The organism is Streptomyces roseolilacinus, assembly GCF_014649335.1.
Taxonomy (GTDB): domain Bacteria; phylum Actinomycetota; class Actinomycetes; order Streptomycetales; family Streptomycetaceae; genus Streptomyces; species Streptomyces roseolilacinus.
Genome location: NZ_BMSV01000019.1, coordinates 22,642 through 41,206, shown reverse-complemented (window position 1 = coordinate 41,206; position 18,565 = coordinate 22,642). Strand labels below are relative to the sequence as shown.

Annotated in this window: 12 protein-coding genes; 8 read left to right on the top strand and 4 right to left on the bottom strand. The window is 75.8% G+C overall.

Annotated elements, in window-relative coordinates:
• Positions 1 to 37 precede the first annotated feature (37 nt).
• The 7 genes from IE106_RS29135 (at position 38) to IE106_RS29105 (ending at position 10,834) form a co-directional block, all read left to right on the top strand.
• A complete protein-coding gene (locus tag IE106_RS29135; RefSeq protein ID WP_189538244.1) occupies positions 38 to 316 on the top strand; it encodes a YlxR family protein in 279 nt (92 codons plus the stop codon).
• Positions 317 to 465: 149 nt separating this feature from the next.
• Positions 466 to 3,522 carry a translation initiation factor IF-2 gene (gene infB / locus IE106_RS29130; protein ID WP_189538243.1) on the top strand — a complete coding sequence of 1,019 codons (3,057 nt, stop codon included), beginning with the start codon at positions 466 to 468 and terminating at the stop codon, positions 3,520 to 3,522.
• A 155-nt stretch (positions 3,523 to 3,677) separates the two neighbouring features.
• Positions 3,678 to 3,971 carry a DUF503 domain-containing protein gene (locus IE106_RS29125; protein WP_189538242.1) on the top strand — a complete coding sequence of 98 codons (294 nt, stop codon included), beginning with the start codon at positions 3,678 to 3,680 and terminating at the stop codon, positions 3,969 to 3,971.
• A gap of 27 nt (positions 3,972 to 3,998) precedes the next feature.
• Positions 3,999 to 4,457: a 30S ribosome-binding factor RbfA gene (gene rbfA, locus IE106_RS29120; RefSeq protein WP_189538241.1), complete on the top strand. Its 459-nt coding sequence runs from the start codon at positions 3,999 to 4,001 to the stop codon at positions 4,455 to 4,457.
• Positions 4,457 to 5,383 carry a tRNA pseudouridine(55) synthase TruB gene (gene truB / locus IE106_RS29115; protein ID WP_189538240.1) on the top strand — a complete coding sequence of 309 codons (927 nt, stop codon included), beginning with the start codon at positions 4,457 to 4,459 and terminating at the stop codon, positions 5,381 to 5,383. The genes rbfA and truB overlap by 1 nt, the downstream gene beginning before the upstream one ends.
• Before the next feature lie 207 nt (positions 5,384 to 5,590).
• Positions 5,591 to 9,841 (top strand): serine protease, encoded by a 4,251-nt coding sequence (locus tag IE106_RS29110; RefSeq protein WP_189538239.1) that lies wholly within the window; start codon positions 5,591 to 5,593, stop codon positions 9,839 to 9,841.
• Positions 9,842 to 9,880: 39 nt separating this feature from the next.
• Positions 9,881 to 10,834: a bifunctional riboflavin kinase/FAD synthetase gene (locus IE106_RS29105; RefSeq protein ID WP_189538238.1), complete on the top strand. Its 954-nt coding sequence runs from the start codon at positions 9,881 to 9,883 to the stop codon at positions 10,832 to 10,834.
• 58 nt (positions 10,835 to 10,892) lie between these two features.
• Here IE106_RS29105 and IE106_RS29100 read toward each other — a convergent pair whose 3' ends face one another.
• From IE106_RS29100 to eccE, 4 genes are all read right to left on the bottom strand, one after another.
• Positions 10,893 to 13,934: an SCO5717 family growth-regulating ATPase gene (locus tag IE106_RS29100; RefSeq protein WP_189538237.1), complete on the bottom strand. Its 3,042-nt coding sequence runs from the start codon at positions 13,932 to 13,934 to the stop codon at positions 10,893 to 10,895.
• 419 nt (positions 13,935 to 14,353) lie between these two features.
• Complete coding sequence (locus tag IE106_RS29095; protein ID WP_168437561.1) at positions 14,354 to 14,587, bottom strand: DUF397 domain-containing protein; 234 nt, start codon at positions 14,585 to 14,587, stop codon at positions 14,354 to 14,356.
• A gap of 175 nt (positions 14,588 to 14,762) precedes the next feature.
• Positions 14,763 to 15,479 (bottom strand): hypothetical protein, encoded by a 717-nt coding sequence (locus IE106_RS29090; protein WP_189538236.1) that lies wholly within the window; start codon positions 15,477 to 15,479, stop codon positions 14,763 to 14,765.
• Complete coding sequence (gene eccE / locus IE106_RS29085; RefSeq protein ID WP_189538235.1) at positions 15,479 to 16,843, bottom strand: type VII secretion protein EccE; 1,365 nt, start codon at positions 16,841 to 16,843, stop codon at positions 15,479 to 15,481. The genes IE106_RS29090 and eccE overlap by 1 nt, the downstream gene beginning before the upstream one ends.
• Before the next feature lie 183 nt (positions 16,844 to 17,026).
• Here eccE and eccB point away from each other — a divergent pair, with 183 nt between their 5' ends.
• Entirely contained in the window at positions 17,027 to 18,559 is a 1,533-nt protein-coding gene (eccB, locus tag IE106_RS29080; RefSeq protein WP_189538234.1) for a type VII secretion protein EccB, read from the top strand.
• The last annotated feature ends 6 nt before the right edge of the window (positions 18,560 to 18,565 follow it).

Sequence of the window (18,565 nt, the reverse complement as noted above, 5' to 3'; positions counted from 1 at the left end):
AAAGGGGTGAGGTCGGTGCGGGGAGGTAGACTTAAGCGTGTCTGGCCGGACGCATGCCCGCGCATGCCCTGAGCGAACCTGTGTGGGATGCCGGGAGCGGGCGGCCAAGAGCGATCTGCTGCGCATCGTGGCGGTCGGGGGTGAGTGTGCCCCCGATCCACGCGGTACGCTGCCCGGCCGGGGTGCCTATGTGCATCCCGTCCAGTCCTGTCTCGATCTGGCGGTCCGCCGCCGGGCGTTCCCCCGGTCCCTCCGGGTCCAGGGTCCGCTCGACACCGCGGACGTCCGCCATCACGTCGAGCAGGCGACACCGTAAGAAGAAGTACGGCACGGGGAGAGCCCGTGCGGTCAGGTACCTCGCGAGTGGAAGTAGGTCGAGATTGCGATGAGCACTCGATGAGTACGCGATGAGTACGCCCATGAAGTAGCGACGGTCCGGCGGTAACCGGACCTCAAAGGAGCGAAGTGGCTAAGGTCCGGGTATACGAACTCGCCAAGGAGTTCGGTGTGGAGAGCAAGGTCGTCATGGCCAAGCTCCAGGAACTCGGTGAATTCGTGCGTTCGGCGTCTTCGACGATCGAGGCGCCGGTTGTCCGTAAGTTGACCGACGCTTTGCAGGGACCCGGCTCCGCCGGCAAGTCCGCTGCCAAGCCCGGCGCGCCCCGCAAGGCCGCGCCCCCCGCCCCCGCCAAGCGCGAGGGTGCCCCCACGTCTGCCAGGCCCGCCGCGCCCTCCCCGGCGCAGGCGGCACGTCCGGCCGCCCCGAAGCCCGGCGCCCCCGCGCCGAAGCCCGCGGCCGCGGAGAAGCCCGCGGCGCCGGCCCCCGGCCCGCGTCCCACCCCGGGCCCGAAGCCCGCCCCGGCCGCCAAGCCGGCCCCGGCGGCACCGGCCCCGACGAAGCCCGAGTTCACCGCGCCCCCGTCGGCTCCCGCCGCCGGTCCCCGGCCCGGTGCCACCCCCGGCCCCCGCCCCGCCGCGCGTCCCCAGACGCCGGGCCAGGGCGGCGGACGCCAGGGCGCCCCGCGCCCCGGCGGCCAGCAGGCCCCCCGTCCGGGCGCCCGCCCGGCCGGCCCGCGTCCGGGCAACAACCCCTTCACCTCCGGCGGCTCCACCGGCATGGCGCGCCCGCAGGCGCCCCGTCCGGGCGGTGCCCCGCGTCCCGGCGCCCCGGCTCCCGGCGGTCCGCGTCCGCAGGCCCCCGGCCAGGGCGGTCCGCGTCCGCAGGCGGGTCCCGGCGGCCCGCGCCCCACGCCCGGCTCCATGCCGCGTCCCCAGGCTCCGCGCCCGGGTGCCGGCCCGGCCGGTAACCGCCCGAACCCGGGCATGATGCCGCAGCGTCCCGCTGCCGGCCCGCGTCCCGGCCCCGGCGGCCGCGGTCCCGCGACCGGTGGCCGTCCGGGTGGTCCCGGCGGTCGTCCCGGTGGTGGCGGCGGCTTCGCCGGCCGTCCCGGTGGTGGCGGCGGCGGCTTCGCCGGCCGTCCCGGCGGCGGCGGTGGCGGCGGTGGCCGTCCCGGTGCCCCGGGTGCGGGTGGCGGCGGCTTCGGCGGCCGTCCCGGCTTCGGCGGTCGTCCCGGCGGCCCCGGCGGCCGTGGTGGCACGCAGGGTGCGTTCGGCCGTCCGGGCGGTCCCGCCCGTCGCGGTCGCAAGTCGAAGAGGCAGAGGCGCCAGGAGTACGAGGCCATGCAGGCCCCGTCCGTGGGCGGCGTGATGCTGCCTCGCGGCAACGGCGAGACCGTTCGCCTGTCGCGCGGTGCGTCCCTCACCGACTTCGCGGAGAAGATCAACGCCAACCCGGCGTCGCTCGTCGCGGTCATGATGAACCTCGGCGAGATGGTCACCGCCACGCAGTCCGTCTCCGACGAGACGCTGCAGCTCCTCGGCGACGAGATGAACTACACCGTTCAGATCGTCTCCCCGGAGGAGGAGGACCGCGAGCTGCTCGAGTCCTTCGACCTGGAGTGGGGCGAGGACGAGGGCGGCGAGGAGTACCTCACGCCGCGTCCGCCGGTGGTCACCGTCATGGGTCACGTCGACCACGGAAAGACGCGACTGCTGGACGCGATCCGCAAGACGAACGTCGTCGCGGGCGAGGCCGGCGGCATCACCCAGCACATCGGTGCGTACCAGGTCGCGACCCAGGTCAACGACGAAGAGCGCAAGATCACCTTCATCGACACCCCGGGTCACGAGGCGTTCACCGCCATGCGTGCCCGCGGTGCCAAGTCCACCGACATCGCGATCCTCGTGGTGGCGGCGAACGACGGTGTGATGCCCCAGACGATCGAGGCGCTGAACCACGCCAAGGCGGCCGACGTGCCGATCGTGGTCGCGGTCAACAAGATCGACGTCGAGGGCGCCGACCCGGTCAAGGTGCGCGGTCAGCTGACCGAGTACGGCCTGGTGGCCGAGGAGTACGGCGGCGACACCATGTTCGTCGACATCTCCGCCAAGCAGGGTCTGAACATCGACTCCCTGCTGGAGGCCGTGATCCTCACGGCGGACGCCTCGCTCGACCTGCGGGCCAACTCGGAGCAGGACGCGCAGGGCATCGCGATCGAGTCGCACCTCGACCGCGGCCGCGGTGCCGTCGCCACCATCCTGGTGCAGCGAGGCACGCTGCGGGTCGGTGACACGATGGTGGTCGGCGACGCGTACGGCCGTGTCCGGGCGATGCTCGACGACAAGGGCAACAACGTCGAGGAGGCGACCCCGTCGACTCCGGTCCTGGTCCTGGGTCTCACCAACGTCCCGGGCGCCGGCGACAACTTCCTCGTCGTCGACGAGGACCGCACGGCCCGCCAGATCGCCGAGAAGCGCGCCGCGCGGGAGCGCAACGCCGCCTTCGCCAAGCGCGTCCGCCGGGTGTCCCTCGAGGACCTCGACAAGGTGCTCAAGGCCGGTCAGATCCAGGAACTCAACCTCATCATCAAGGGCGACGCGTCCGGTTCGGTCGAGGCCCTCGAGTCCTCGCTGCTCCAGCTCGACGTCGGTGAAGAGGTCGACATCCGGGTCCTGCACCGCGGTGTGGGTGCGGTCACCGAGTCCGACATCGACCTGGCGATGGGCTCCGACGCCATCGTCATCGGCTTCAACGTCCGTGCGGCCGGCCGTGCCGCGCAGATGGCGGAGCGCGAGGGCGTCGACGTCCGGTACTACTCGGTGATCTACCAGGCCATCGAGGAGATCGAGGCGGCCCTGAAGGGTCTGCTCAAGCCGGAGTACGAAGAGGTCGAGCTCGGCACGGCGGAGATCCGCGAGGTCTTCCGCTCGTCCAAGCTGGGCAACATCGCCGGTGTCCTCATCCGGTCCGGCATGGTCAAGCGCAACACCAAGGCGCGCCTCCTGCGCGACGGCAAGGTCGTCGCGGAGAACCTCAACATCGAGGGTCTGCGTCGCTTCAAGGACGACGTCACCGAGATCCGCGAAGGCTTCGAGGGCGGTATCAACCTCGGCAACTTCAACGACATCAAGGTCGACGACGTCATCGCGACGTACGAGATGCGCGAGAAGCCGCGCGGCTGACCCAGCCCGCACGACTTCAGGAGCGGAAGCCGGGGCCGGTCGGCGGAAGGAATTTCCGTCGATCGGCCCCGGCCGCTGCGTGTACGGTTCGGATGTCCCCGCCGGTGAACGGCGGGGCCACCCGAACCCGAACCGGCGGGACATCCGGACTGTCCATGTATGTGGGGACGCTGTCCTTCGATCTGCTTCTCGGCGACGTACGGTCGCTGAAGGAGAAGCGCTCCGTCGTCCGGCCGATCGTCGCCGAACTCCAGCGGAAATTCGCGGTGAGTGTGGCGGAGACCGGCAACCAGAACCTCCATCGCAGGGCCGAGATCGGCGTGGCGATGGTCTCGGGGGACGCCGGGCATCTCACAGGGGTACTGGACCGGTGTGAGCGCCTCGTCGCCGCCAGGCCCGAGGTGGAGCTGCTGTCCGTACGGCGGCGGCTGCACACCGACGAAGAGTGAACGCAAGACGGAAGAGGAGACGGACCGGTGGCCGACAACGCGCGGGCCCGCAAGCTGGCCGATCGCATCCAGGTCGTGGTCGCGGAGACCCTGGACCGGCGAATCAAGGATCCGCGGCTGGGGTTCGTGACGATCACGGATGCCCGCGTCACCGGCGACCTGCGGGAGGCCACGGTCTTCTACACGGTCTACGGTGACGAGGAGGAGCGTGCCGCGTCCGCGGCCGCGCTGGAGTCCGCCAAGGGCGTCCTGCGCTCCGAGGTGGGCAGGCAGACCGGCGTCCGCTTCACGCCGACGCTGACGTTCGTCCCGGACGCCCTGCCCGACAACGCCCGCACCATCGAGGACCTCCTCGACAAGGCGCGGGCCAAGGACGCCGAGGTACGCCAGGTGTCCACCGGCAAGACGTACGCGGGCGAGGCCGACCCGTACCGCAAGCCCGGCGAGGACGAGGCCGAGGACGACGAGGACGGCGCCGGCGCCTGATGAGCAACACAGCACGTGCCCTCCCGGCCGACGCCGGGAGGGCCCCCGAGGACGGCCTCGTCATCGTCGACAAGCCGTCGGGGTTCACCTCCCACGACGTCGTCGCCAAGATGCGCGGCATCGCCCGCACCCGCCGTGTCGGCCACGCCGGCACGCTCGACCCGATGGCCACCGGCGTCCTCGTCCTGGGCGTCGAGAAGGCCACCAAGCTCCTCGGCCACCTCGCGCTGACGGAGAAGGAGTACCTGGGCACCATCCGGCTCGGCCAGAACACCGTCACCGACGACGCCGAGGGCGAGACCACCTCGTCGGCCGACGCGTCCCGGGTGACCCGTGAGGCCGTCGACGCGGCCGTGGCCGGGCTGACCGGCGACATCATGCAGGTGCCGTCGAAGGTGAGCGCCATCAAGATCGACGGGAAGCGGTCCTACGCGCGCGTGCGGGGCGGTGAGGAGTTCGACATCCCGGCCCGCCCGGTGACCGTCTCCCAGTTCACCGTCTACGACATGCGCGAGGCCGTCGCCGACGACGGCACCCCCGTCGTCGACCTGGTCGTCTCCGTCGTCTGCTCCTCCGGCACGTACGTCCGGGCCCTCGCCCGCGACGTCGGCGCCGAGCTCGGCGTCGGCGGACACCTCACCGCGCTGCGCCGCACCCGCGTCGGCCCGTACAAGCTCGACGCCGCGCGCACCCTGGACCAGCTCCAGGAGCAGCTCACCGTCATGCCGATCGCCGAGGCGGCCGCCGCCGCGTTCCCCCGCTGGGACGTCGACGAGCGGCGCGCGAAGCTGCTCCTCAACGGCGTCCGCATCGACATGCCCGCCCACGGGCAGGGGCCCGTCGCCGTCTTCGGACCGCAGGGGCGCTTCCTGGCCCTGGTGGAGGAGCGCGGCGGGAAGGCCAAGAGCGTCGCCGTCTTCGGCTGACCCGTCTTGGCCCCGGGGGCGGGGCCACATCGTGGAGCGGGCCGGTCGCCCCGCCCGCTCCACGATCCCCCTCCGTCATCTCTCTGTCCGCACCGGAATGCCTATTCACCCACTTGGACGGGCGCTCGGAGTGAACAAGGGGGCATTCGGGGGCGCGTCCGTCGAGTGCGTTTTTCGGCATGATCAGCCCGGTCCTACCGTCGACCCATGGGACGACAGGACCGGGCGACACTGGTGCGCATCTGTGATCAGGCGGGCCGGACGAGGGGCGTCGGCTTCGTCGCCGACCACCTCGGAACGGTCGTCACCAGCCACGAGACCGTCGACGGCCTGGAGCGGATCGTCGTCCGCGCGCCCGACGGCCGCGCCCACGCGGTGACGGCCGGCGCCGTCACCGCCCTGCCCGCCGACGCGCTCGCCCTCGTCCGCACCGACGGGCTCGGCGTGCGCCCCCTGGCCATCGCCTCCCGCCCCGCACCCGCGGCGGGAACATACGTACGCGTCCACGCCCACGGCTGGCGCGAGGCCCGCGTCCTCGGCACCGCACGGGCCACGTACACCGGCACCGGGGGCTCCCACCCGGTCGACGGGGCACTGGAACTCGCCATCGGCACCGACGGCCGCGAGGCGCTGCGGCGCGGCGGGGAGGCCGCCGGGGGACCCGTCCTGGACGCCGCCACCGGCACCGTCCTCGCCGTCCTCGCCGGCGCCCTCCACACCGACCACGGCGCCGCCGGGCTCGCCCTGCCCCTCGCCCGCGCCGCCGCCCGCGCCCCCGGCGGCCCCCTCGCCGCCCTGCTCCGCCGCAACGCCGCCACGGTCCCGGCCCACGGCCCCGACCTGAACCTGGCGGGCGCCCTCGAACTCGCCGCCCTCACCCGTCCCGCCGTCCCCCTCGCCCGGACCGTCGCGCGGCCCGGCGTCGCCCACCGCCTCGACCGGTTCGCCGCCGCGCCGCACGGCACCGACCACCCCGTCGTCTGCGGGCTCGTCGGGGAACCCGGCACCGGGCGCACCACCGCCCTGGCCGCCCTCGCCCACCGGCGCGCCACCACCGCGGCGCCCGAGCCGACGGTGTGGCTGCGCGGCGCCGACCTGCGGCCGGGCGACGCCTCCCTGGCGGACGCCGTGGGCCGCGTCCTGGGCCGCGCCGGGCGGGTCGTCGCCGCGGCCGGGGACCGGAGCGCCCACCCGGAGGCCCACGCCGCCGTCCTGGAGGCCCTGGCCCGGCACGTCGCGCGGATCGCCCGGGACGCGGGCCGGCCGCTGCTCGTCCTGCTCGACGCCCCCGAGGAGACGCCGCCGCCCCTCGCGGACCGGCTGCCCGCCTGGACCTCCGAGACGGTGCGCTGGCTGCGGCAGCACGGCGTACGGCTCGCCGTGGCCTGCGGGCCCGCCTACTGGGAGACGGCCGGCGCCCTGTACCCGGCGGGCACGCTGTACCGGCCCGACGCGCCCGCCGAGCGGTTCCCCGCCGCCGTACCGGTCGGGGACCTGACGCCCGAGGAGGCCGAGGAGGCCCGCGCACGGTACGGGCTGCCCGCCGGGGCCCTCGCGGCGGCCGACGCGGGCCACCCGCTGGTGCTGCGGCTCCTCGCGGACGTACGGGCCGCCCTTCCCGGCGCCGTACCGGGGCGGGCCGGGCGGGCCGACGTCTTCGCCGCCCACCTGGACCTGCTGTGCCTGCGCGTCGCCCACCGCGTCGCCGCCGGGCGCCGGCCGGCGCCGCCGGAGGCGCAGGTGCGCGGCCTCGCCGCCCAGGTCGCCGGCCGCGTCCACGAGGCGGCACGGCGCTGCCTCGGCCCCGGTCACGGCGGACTGGACCGGGCCGCGTTCGAGGACCTGTTCCCGTGGGACACCGGCTGGGCGCCGGCCGTGCTCACGGAGGGGCTGCTGGTCGCGGCGGGCACCGGATACCGCTTCGCGGACGAGGAGTTCGGCGACTGGCTCCAGGCCGCGCACATCGACGTGGACGCGGCCCTGGACGCCCTGGTGCACACCCGCCACGACGCCGCCCCGCCCCCGGACCGCCTGCCGTGCACACCGCCGGCCCGTACGCGCGGGCCGGCGGCGGCGATCGCGGCCGCCGGCCCGGCTCCGGCCGCCCTGCCCCCGCGCCCGACCCGGCACGCGATCCCGCCTGCCCCGCCGGTACCGCCGGGGCAGGCGGGGCCGGGGCCGGGGCCGGGGTGGGCGCGGCCGGTGGGCCGCGCCTCCTCTCCGCCCATGGCCCGGCCGGAGCCGGCCACCGGTCACGGCGGCCACGCGGCCGGACCGTGCGACGCGCTCCTCCCCGGGCACGCGCTCCTGTCCGGGCACCCGGTCCCACCGGGGCACGCCGTTCCGCCGGGCCGGCCCGCCCCGCCCGCGTACGGCGGTGCGCCGGGCCGGGCCGTGCCGGGCGGGTACGCCTTCCCGCCGGGGGGGACGGCACAGCACGGGTACTCCTGCGCGCCCGCCCCGCTCGACCACGGCGGCGCTCCCGGACCCCACCCGACGGGGTACGCCGCCCCGCCGGGCCGGACCCCTCTGCCCGGGTACGCCGCCCCGGCCGGGACGACCGTGCCGCCCGGGACGACCGTGCCGCACGGCCGTGCCGTTCCGTCCGGGTACACCGGCCACCCCGGGTACGCCACCCCGTCCGGGTACGCCGACCCGCCGGAGTGGGCGCCCCCGTCCGGGAGTGCGGGCGCGTCCCCGCACCCCGCCGACGCGGCCGGCCGCCCGGACCCGTCCGGCGCCCCCGCGCGGCGCCCGGCGGGGGTGCCCCCGCACCGGGTCGGTGTCGTGGTGCGGGCGCTGCTGCTGATGGAACGGGACCGGGGCAGCGGGGCGCTCGCGCGGCGCCTGGAACGGCTCGTCCACCACGGGGGCCCGACCGCCGACGCCCGCTGGTGGGCGGGCCGGTTGCTGCGGGACACCCTGCTGCGCGTCCGGGACGCCCGGCCGTACACCGGTGTCCTGCGCCTGCTGGCCGCGCGCCTCACGGAGGGTCCGGCTGCCGGCGGCCCCGGCGCGTACGGGGCGCCCTTCTGGGAGCGGCTGCGCCTCGGCGAGGACGAGCGCATGGACCTCCTGCGGCGCGTCCTGCCCGCCGACGCCCCGCCCCGCACCCCGCGCCGCCCCGGCTACCTGGAGGCCGTCGCCCGGCGCCTGGCCGCCGACCCGCGCGGCGTACAGCCCCTGCTGTGCCGGTGGTTCACCGACGAGAGGCCGCTGCCCGCCGAACCGGGGTCCCACGTCCGGCCCACCGTCGCCGGCGTCGCCCAGGCCCTGCTCCACACCCACCGGGACCTCGCCGCCGACGACCTGTGCGAGGCCCTCGTCACCACCGCCCACCCGCGCGCCGACGAACTCCTCACCGGCCTCGTCCACGACGACCCCGCCGCACTGTGCCGCGCGGTCGACCGCTGGGCGCACGACGACGCGCGCCCCGCCCGCCGCGTCGCCGCGGCCGCGTACGGGCCGCTCCTCGCCGCCCGCGTCACCGCCGACGCCGACCGCGAACTCCTGCGGTACGCCGCCCTCGCCCTCCTCGCCCGCCCCGGCGACCGGGCCCTGCACGGCGCGGCCCTCGCCGTCCTCGTCCGCGACCCGCACAGCCGCGCCCGCCACCTGCCGCAGGCCCTCGCGACGTTCCGGGCCGGCGACCCCGGGCTGCCCGCCCGGACGCTGACCGCCGCGCTCACCACCCACCCCGAGCCGGTCCTCGCCTCCTTCCACGCCCGGTTGCACGGCGGTGACCCCGCCGCGGCCGCCGACGTCCTCGACGCGCTGGCCGACGTGCCCGGCCCCGTGCTCGCCCGCCGCGCCGCCGCCCTCGTCCGCGGGTACGTCGACCGGCACCCCGAGGGCGCCGCGCACGCCGCCGCCCACGTCGACCGGCGCCTGGAGCAGGGCCCCGCCGCCCGCGCCGTCCTGTCCCCGCTCGTCACCGACCTGCTGCGGGGCCGCCCCGCCGGGGTGCGCGCCGCGCTGGCCCCGGTCCTGGCGGCGCCCGGCACACCCGTGTCGCGGGCCCTGCGCGGTGAACTCCTCGACGTACTCCTCCACCTGGAGCGGGACGAGCACCCCGACCCCGCCGTGCCGGAGGCGCTGCTGCGGGCCGCCGCCCGCGGAGCGGCGGGACGCCCGGAGGCCCGCACCCGGGACCTGGTCCTCGCGAGCGGCGAGCTGCTGGCCCGTACGCCCGAGGGCGCGGAGTGCCTCGACCGGCGGCTGGCCGAGCTGGCCGGTGAGGTCCCCGGCTTCGCCGCGCTGCTGGGCGGCTGGTTCGCCGGGGAGCCGCGCCGGTGGGCGGCCCTCGCCGGACCCGCCGCCCGCCGCGCGGTCGAGCGGCTCGCCGCGCCGCGGCCGGGCGACGGGACCGCGGCCGTGGCCGGGCGGGTACGGGCCGCGATGCCGATGCGGAGCGAACCCCGCGGGCATGGCACCCTTAGTCCTGCGTATCGGTCATGACGTACTGACGTACACGGGTTCGGGCGAGGAGCGGTCACAGTGCAGCGCTGGCGAGGCTTGGAGGAGATTCCCCAGGACTGGGGGCGCAGCGTCGTCACCATCGGTTCCTACGACGGCGTCCACCGCGGGCACCAGTTGATCATCGGCCGGGCCGTGGAGCGCGCCCGGGAGCTGGGCGTCCCCGCCGTCGTCGTCACCTTCGACCCGCACCCCTCCGAGGTCGTCCGCCCCGGCAGCCACCCGCCGCTGCTCGCCCCGCACCACCGCCGGGCGGAGCTGATGGCGGAGCTGGGCGTCGACGCCGTGCTGATCCTGCCGTTCACGACCGAGTTCTCGAAGCTGTCGCCGGCCGACTTCATCGTGAAGGTCCTCGTCGACAAGCTCCACGCGCGCGTGGTCGTCGAGGGCCCCAACTTCCGCTTCGGCCACCGCGCCGCCGGCACCGTCGACTACCTCGCGGAGCTGGGCGCCACCTACGACTACGAGGTCGAGGTCGTCGACCTGTACGTGACCGGGGCGGCGGGCGGCGGGCAGCCGTTCTCGTCGACGCTGACCCGGCGCCTGGTGGGCGAGGGCGACGTCGCGGGCGCCGCCGAGATCCTGGGCCGCCCGCACCGCGTCGAGGGCGTCGTCGTCCGCGGCGCCCAGCGCGGCCGCGAGCTGGGCTACCCGACGGCGAACGTGGAGACCCTGCCGCACACGGCCATCCCCGCCGACGGCGTCTACGCCGGCTGGCTGACCGCGGACGGCGAGCGGATGCCGGCGGCCATCTCCGTCGGTACGAACCCCCAGTTCGACGGGACCGAGCGGACCGTCGAGGCGTACGCCATCGACCGCGTCGGCCTGGACCTGTACGGGCTGCACGTGGCCGTCGACTTCCTCGCCTACGTGCGGGGCCAGGAGAAGTTCGACTCGATCGAGGCGCTGCTGGAGGCCATCGCGGACGACGTGAAGCGCTGCCGCGAGCTGACCGGGGAGTACGACGCCCGGTGAGGCGTACGAGGAAGGGCCCGCACCGTGGAGACGGTGCGGGCCCTTCTCGCTGCCGCTCTCACTCCTGGGGCGGGGCCTGCGGTGGCTGCGGTGCCTGCGGCGGCTGCTGGGGCCAGGCGGGGGCCGGCGCGGGCACGTTGGGGTCGCCGTACTGCTGACCGCCGGACTGCTGACCGCCCGGCTGGGGCTGCTGCGGCGGCTGGTCCGGCCGGCCGGCCGGGGGCTGCTGCGGCCAGCCCTGCGGCGGCACGCCCGGCTGGGCGAACGGGCCGGGGGCCTGCTGCGGCTGCCCGTACGGCTGCCCGGGCGCGGCCTGCCCCGGTACGGGCGGCTGACCGCCGTACGGGGGCTGGGCGGCGTACGGCTGGCCCGGGGCGGGCTGGCCCTGGCCGGCGTACGGCTGGCCCGGGGCGGGCTGGCCCGGCATCGGCGGGGCCATCTGCGGCGGCATGCCGTGGTGCCCGTCACCGGTCCACAGCCCCTGCGCCTGCTGCGCGCGCGTGAAGTCCTCGGCGACCAGCGCGGCGAGGTTGAAGTACGCCTCCCGCGTCTTCGGCCGCATCATGTCCAGGTCGACCTCGGCGCCCGCCGCCAGGTGCTCGTCGAACGGGACCACGACGACGCCCCGGCAGCGCGTCTCGAAGTGCTGGACGATGTCCTCCACCTTGATCATCTTTCCGGTCTCGCGGACCCCCGAGATGACGGTGAGGGAACGCTGCACCAACTCGGCGTACCCGTGCGCGGAGAGCCAGTCCAGCGTGGTGGACGCGCTGGAGGCGCCGTCGACGGACGGCGTCGAGATGATGATCAACTGGTCGGCGAGGTCGAGCACACCGCGCATGGCGCTGTACAGCAGACCCGTGCCGGAGTCGGTGAGGATCACCGGGTACTGGCGGCCGAGCACGTCGATCGCCCGCCGGTAGTCGGCGTCGTTGAACGTGGTGGAGACGGCCGGGTCCACGTCGTTGGCGATGATCTCCAGACCGGAGGGCGCCTGCGAGGTGAACCGGCGGATGTCCATGTAGGAGTTGAGGTACGGGATCGCCTGGACCAGGTCGCGGATGGTCGCGCCGGTCTCGCGCCGCACGCGGCGGCCGAGCGTGCCGGCGTCCGGGTTCGCGTCGATGGCCAGGATCTTGTCCTGCCGCTCACTGGCGAGGGTGGCGCCGAGCGCGGTCGTCGTCGTGGTCTTGCCGACGCCGCCCTTGAGGGAGATGACGGCGATCCGGTAGCAGGACAGGACGGGCGTGCGGATCAGCTGGAGCTTGCGCTGCCGCTCCGCCTCCTCCTTCTTGCCGCCGAGCTTGAAGCGGGAGCCGGCGGAGGGGTTGCGGCTGCTCTTGGGCTTCTGCTTGGTGTTGCGGAGCAGCCGGTCCGAGGACAGCTCGACCGCCGCCGTGTACCCGAGCGGGGCGCCCGGCACCGACGGCTGCCGCTGGTCGTGCGTCACCGGGGAGGGCCAGGCGGCACCGGTACGGGGATCGGCGGCGGGCGCGGGGGAGGACGCCTGGGGCTGGGCCTGCCCCTGGGGGTGCGGGAAGCCGTACCCGCCCTGGGGGTGGCCGGGCTGGCCGGGCTGGCCCGGTACGCCGTACCCGCCCTGCGGCTGGCCGGGCTGGCCGGGCTGCGCGGGGGCGCCCGGCTGGGGCGCCTGCCCCTGTGGCGTGCCGTAGGGGTGGGGGTGCGGGGTCGGCTGGGGCTGTTCCGGTGCCTGGTCCTGCGGGAAGCCGTATCCGCCCGGGGGCTGCTGGGCCTGGGGCGCGGGGGCCTGGGCGTGCGGGTGGGGGAAGCCGTACCCGTCCGGCTGCGCGGGGGCGCCCGGCTGGGGCGCCTGCCCCTGCGGTGTGCCGTACGGGTGGGGGTGCGGGGTCGGCTGGGGCTGTTCCGGTGCCTGGCCCTGGGGGAAGCCGTATCCGCCCGTGGGCTGCTGGGCCTGGGGCGCGGGGGCCTGGGCGTGCGGGTGGGGGAAGCCGTACCCGTCCGGCTGCGCGGGGGCCTGCGGGTCCGGGAACGCCGCCGGCTGCTGGGGCGCGCCGGGTACGGGAGCCGCCCCCGGCCACGCGGGCGCGGGCACCGGGGCGGGCGGAGCCGGCTGGTCGGTGCCGGGTGCCGGTGCGGGCCACTGCTGCGCCCCGGCCGGCGCCGCCGGCTGGAAGGCGGGCGGCAGCGGCGGCAGGCCCGGCGCGGCCGGCCCACCGCCCTGGACGTCCTGCGGGGCGGGCTGCGGCGACCACGGCTGCGGCGCGGGCTCGCCGGCCACCGGCGCGGAGTCCTGCGCGGACGCGGCGTCCGCCGGCCGGTCGCCGGACGCCGGGTCCTCACCGCCGTCGACCGGCTCGCCACTCCGGTCGCCGGCATCCCCGGCACCGGCGTCAGAACCGGCACCGGCACCGGCACCGGCATCAGGACCGTCACCGTCACCGGGGCCGGCACCCTCCGGCGCCGCCTCGTCCTGCGGCTTCGCGTCGGCGCCGGACCCGTCGGCCCGGTCGTCGCCCTCCGGTCCCCCGGTCGCGGCGGCGTCGGCCGGCGCCCCCTCCTCGTCCGGGGCGACGGCGCTCCGCGGCGCGTCGGCGCCGCTCCCCGCCGCACCACCGTCCTCGGCGCTCTCGCCCGCCTCGGCCTCGGCCTCGGCCTCCGCGCGCTGCGCGATCTCGTCCATCTCCTGCTTCAGCTCGGCGGGGGAGAAGCGCATCGTCGCCCCGCCCTCCACGTCACCGCCGCCGAACGGCTGCGCCGCGGGGGCGGGCAGGGGCAGGGAGGGCGCGGCCGGCTCGGGCACCGGGGGAGCCGGGTACGCCGAAGGCGCCGGGTATCCCGCGGGCGGGGCGGGCGGCACGGGCGGCGGCGTGGGGTTCGGCTGGAAACCGCCGTCCTGCGGCAGACCGGGAACGGCGAGGGGCTGCCCGGTCGGCGGCGGGGGAGGCGGCGTCGCACCCGGCGACGAGGCGTCCGAACCCCCGGCGTTCTGCGTGTACCAGGCGGGCGGGGTGTAGTCGATGGTGAACTCCCCCGTCATCTCGGCGGCGTCCACGTCGGACGGATCGTCGACGGGAGGAGCGTTCCATCCCCGGTGGATCTCGTCCCGATCGCCGTTCACTTTGCCTCCTGGTGTGGTCGAGCACCCTGGTGCCGTCATGGGTGTGGGCGACCGTTCCTGTCGTCCGTGGCCCGGCCCTCCCCCGCGGGTACCGCACGCTCGCGTGGGGTCGTCGGCCGGCCCTTCCCACCCTAATCGCCGACGGCACCCGCGTGTCAGGCCCGTCGGTCCACGAGGGCGCCCCCGGCGCGGCGATCCTCACCGCCATGTGACGCGCCGATGTCCCTGCGTGAAGACCGGGCGCGGCAAAAGCCGCCAAAAGCCCCCGTACTGACAACGCTTCACAGGCCCGCACACCCGTACGGCCTATCCAACAATCAGGTCTCGACCGGCTGTCGCCGCCCCTCCCGCGCGGAAGCGGACCCCGCCCGGGGATCCCGGGCCGCGGGGTCCGCCGCCACCGCCGCACCGCCGGCGGCTCACTTCAGGTCGAACTCCCCGTCACGCGCGCCCAGGACGAACGCCCGCCACTCCGCCTCCGTGTAGCGGAGGACCGTGTCCGGGTCCAGCGACGACCGCATGGCGACCGCGCCGCCGGGCAGGTGGGCGATCTCGACGCGCTCCTCGTCGGGGCTGGTGCCCGGCGCGCCGTGCCACTCCACCCCGGAGATGTCGAGGGCGTACAACTCGTCCTTCTCCTGTGCGCTGCCCATCGCTCGAGTCCTTTCGGTAACGGCTGGGACGGACGTGCCCCCTTCGGGGGCCCCGCCCGGTCGACGGCGACGCCGACCGCGGCCACGGGCCGCGTCACGTCCCCGGCATCCTAGGGCCGGACGCACCTTGGGGGCCGGGCCACTTGACAGACGGCCCCGGACCCCTCGACGGCTCTCAGTCCATCCGCCGGGCCGCGCCCAGCAGACCCGTCTCCGCGTCGGTGCCGCTCGTCATCACCCAGTGCCGCTCCCGCCCCGCGCACCACAGCGTCACACCGTCCGCGAGCGTCGGCAGGGCCTCGTACTCGGCCCGGGCCAGCCCCAGGATCCGGCCGATCTGCTCGGCCTCCTGCGGGGAGACCCGCTGCACGCCCACGAGCGTCGCGGCGCGCATCAACCGGGGCGCGACCGGGCTCAGGTACGGCAGCAGCGTCAGCACCGACTGCCACGGCGACGACACGACCCGGCCCCGCGGCGGCCGCATGCCGCAGTCGCGGACGACCACGACCGGGCTGCCGACCGTGGCGCCCATCGGCGGCACCCGGCCCACGTCGTGCAGCGTGACGCACTCCAGGCCCGCGCCGGCCGCGTGCGCCAGCGCCGTCCACGCCTGCGCCCGGCCGGTCTCGACCGCGACCCGGGCGCCTGTGCCCGCCGCGCGCAGCGCCAGCACCTGCGCCGTCCACAGGCCGCCGATGAGCAGCACGTCGTACGGGGTGGAGCGGTGGAAGCCCACGATGCGCGGGTTGCCCTCCGCGTCGTCCCCGATGACCACGCCGTCGTCGCCGACCGGCAGGGACAGGGCGCCCATGCCGTCCTCGGCGACGCTGTGCCCCGCGTGGCGCGGGCCGAACAGCCCGCGCGGGGCACGTGCCGACCGTATTCCGAGCATCACTGCGTCCCTCCCAGCGGCAGCGTCGCCAGCACGCCGGGCAGCTGCTCCCGGTCGAGCCGCCCCAGACCGACCTTCGCCGACCGGGCGGCCTGCTCCAACGCCCGCCGCACCCCGATGAGTTCGGTGTCCGAGCCGCCGGTGATCCGCACGTACCCGGTCACGTCCACGGCGCCCTGCCGCGAACCGCGGTGCATCGCGAGGCTGAACGTCGTCGCGTACGCGGGCGTCGCCGTCAGCAGAGACACCAGCTTCGCCAGCGCGGACCCCTCGCCGCCGTTCGCCAGGTCCGGCCAGCGGCCCACCGCGTACGTGGTGTGCCAGCGGTCGTCACACCGCCACACGCGGGCCGTCTCCACCGTCCGGCGCTGCGGCGTGGCGTCCGGGCGGTGCGCGCGGGCGGCGAGCCGGGGGCTCGCGCACGCCGCGGTCGCCATCGTGGAGTTCAGCTCCTCCTGGTCCAGGACGACGGCCTCGAACCCGGCGCCCGTGATCCGGCTCGCCACGTGGTCCGCCGCGCGCACCAGGCACCGCTGGGCGCCCTCGACACCGCCGCCGCGCGCCTCGATGGCCTCCCGGCAGCGCTCCGGGTCCAGCTTCAGCGCCACCCACGTCATCCGCAGGGCGGGCGCCCCGGTGCGCTGCTGCAGCGGCGCGTACGAGAGCCGGGCCACCGCCTGCTGCGGCAGGTGCGGCGCCGGCGCGGAACGCACCTGCTGCACCAGCTGCACCGACTCCAGCACGATGTCGTCGACCTCCAGCGCCCCGCCCAGCAGGGACAGCGGAAGCGTCCGCGCGCCGAACGCGGGCCGCGGCGCGGCGCCGCCCGCCTCGACCCGGACGACCGCCGTCAGGAACGTGCCGTCACCGAGCATGCCGACGGTGCGCCGCTTCCGGTCGACGTACGGGAACGGCCGGAACCCCGGCAGCCCCTCCACGATCGGCGCCAGCGACGGGTCGACGTCCACGGCGGCGGGCGCGGCCGTCCGGCGGCGGGCACGCAGCGCCAGCGCCGTCGACGACCAGTCCTGCACGGCCTGGCCGCGGCGGCGCACCACCGCGAACAGCAGGAGCAGCACGGCGACGGCCAGCGTCGGGATCAGCCACAGGCCCTGCAGCGCGACGCCGACCGCGGCCAGCGCCAGGGCCAGCTCGACCAGGACCAGCTGGCGCAGCTGGAAGGGGCCCACGCGGCCGACCCGTGACAGCGGGCGCGGAACGGGGACGGACGCGGACCCGGAGGACTGGGGGGCCGGGGCGGAACGGTGCCCTCCGGCCCGGTGGCCGTTGCCGCGTTGCCGGCGGGAACGGGCGGGGCGTCCCTCGTCGGACCGCCTCGTGCGCGCGCGCGTCGCCGTACCCATCGCCGCGTTGCCCCCTCGTGTCCGTAAAAGCCAAATTCACACGGCCGTTGACCGGGCGATCACCCTACCTGAGCAAAGCGGCCCGGCCGTCAGCAGGCATAGTAGGGGTGCGGTTACGACGGCCGGCGCCCCCTGGAGGCCAGGGGGCCGCGGCGGCCCAGCGGGGAGAGGGACAGCGGATACATGGCATCGCGCCGGGATGAACTCAACGCCTACACCTTCGCGAAGCGGAGACTCGTCGCCCAATTCGTCCAGCCCAACTCCACCGGCTCGGAGGAAGGCGCCCCCCGCCCGCTGCGCGCGGTGCTGCCCGGGGTCATCGTGGGCGTCGTGGTGCTCGCCGTGTTCGGCGCGTGGGGGATGTTCCGCCCGGTCGCCCCGAAGGACTGGGACAACCCCGGTGAGAACGTCATCATCGCCAGCAAGTCGACGACCCGCTACGTCGTCCTGAAGACGGGCACGACGAAGCAGCTCCACCCGGTCCTCAACATGGCCTCCGCCAAGCTGCTCCTCAACCCCGACAAGGGGACCGTCATCAAGGTCGACGAGTCCGTCCTCGACAACGGGAAGATCCGCCACGGCGCCACCCTCGGCATCCCCTACGCCCCCGACCGCCTCCCCGACGCGAAGGAGGCGGGCACGGCCAAGCGCTGGGCCGTGTGCGAGCGGCCCGTCGAGGGCGGGCGCGCCATCCAGAAGGCGGCGTTCGTCTTCGCCGACCGCGAGAAGGACAGGACCGAGGGCTCCGGCCGGCTCGACGGCGGCGACCTCCTGTACGTCGAGGGCCCCGCCCCGGAGCGCACCCGCTACATCGTGGACCGCGCCGGCACCGCGTACCCGGTGAAGAAGGACGAACTGCTCCTCCGCCAGCTCGTCGGCCAGGGCCGCACCCCGCAGCGCGTCTCCGCCGGATGGCTGGAGACCCTCCACAAGGGCGACGAGATCGTCTTCCCGTCCGTCGAGGGCCGGCCCGGCGACCCGGCGAACGTCCCCGGTGAGCTGGACGACGACGTGAACAAGGTCGGCATGGTCCTCACCGCCACCGACGGCACCAGGATGCAGCAGTACGTCGTCCTGCCCGGCCGGGTGGCGCCCGTCTCCGACTTCACCGCGAAGCTGCTGCTCAGCAGCCGGGAGCTGATCGAGCTCGGCCAGGACGGGAAGGCCACCTCCGTCCACGCCGGCACGTTCCGGCCGAGCGAGGCGTTCGGTGCCGACAACAAGTGGCCGAAGGACGCCCCGAAGCCCGTCAACTCCGCGAGCACCGACGAGGGAAGCCCCAACACCGTCTGCAACGTGCTGCGCGAGGTCGACGAGGACAACGGCTCCACCACCCTCAGCACCTGGGTCGGCGACGACTTCCTCGCGCCCCTGCCGACCGGCTCCAGCAGCGCCTACGTCACGCCCGGCACCGGCCTGCTCTTCCGCCAGTTCACCGGCTCGCGCACGGACGCCGGATTCCAGTTCCTGGTGACCGACACCGGCCTGCGGTACGCGATGCAGTCCAACGGCGACAACGCGGCCGACGACTCCGGCATCGGCACCTCCGGCTCGGCCGAGGAGAAGAAGGCACGGCTCCTGGAGGCGCAGCAGGCCCAGAACCGGCTCGGCTACAAGGACGTCGACCCGCAGCCCGTCCCGGCCGCCTGGTCCGCCTTCCTGCCGACCGGCCCGCGCCTGTCGACGGCGGCGGCCCGGCAGCCGCAGGGCTCGTGAGGCGGA

Excerpts from the sequence above, each read along its gene's own strand:
- IE106_RS29090 (WP_189538236.1), bottom strand. The coding sequence starts at position 15,479 with ATGCTCGGAATACGGTCGGCACGTGCCCCGCGCGGGCTGTTCGGCCCG.
- IE106_RS29125 (WP_189538242.1), top strand. The coding sequence starts at position 3,678 with ATGTATGTGGGGACGCTGTCCTTCGATCTGCTTCTCGGCGACGTACGG.
- eccB (WP_189538234.1), top strand. The coding sequence starts at position 17,027 with ATGGCATCGCGCCGGGATGAACTCAACGCCTACACCTTCGCGAAGCGG.
- IE106_RS29110 (WP_189538239.1), top strand. The coding sequence starts at position 5,591 with ATGGGACGACAGGACCGGGCGACACTGGTGCGCATCTGTGATCAGGCG.
- eccE (WP_189538235.1), bottom strand. The coding sequence starts at position 16,843 with ATGGGTACGGCGACGCGCGCGCGCACGAGGCGGTCCGACGAGGGACGC.
- truB (WP_189538240.1), top strand. The coding sequence starts at position 4,457 with ATGAGCAACACAGCACGTGCCCTCCCGGCCGACGCCGGGAGGGCCCCC.
- IE106_RS29095 (WP_168437561.1), bottom strand. The coding sequence starts at position 14,587 with ATGGGCAGCGCACAGGAGAAGGACGAGTTGTACGCCCTCGACATCTCC.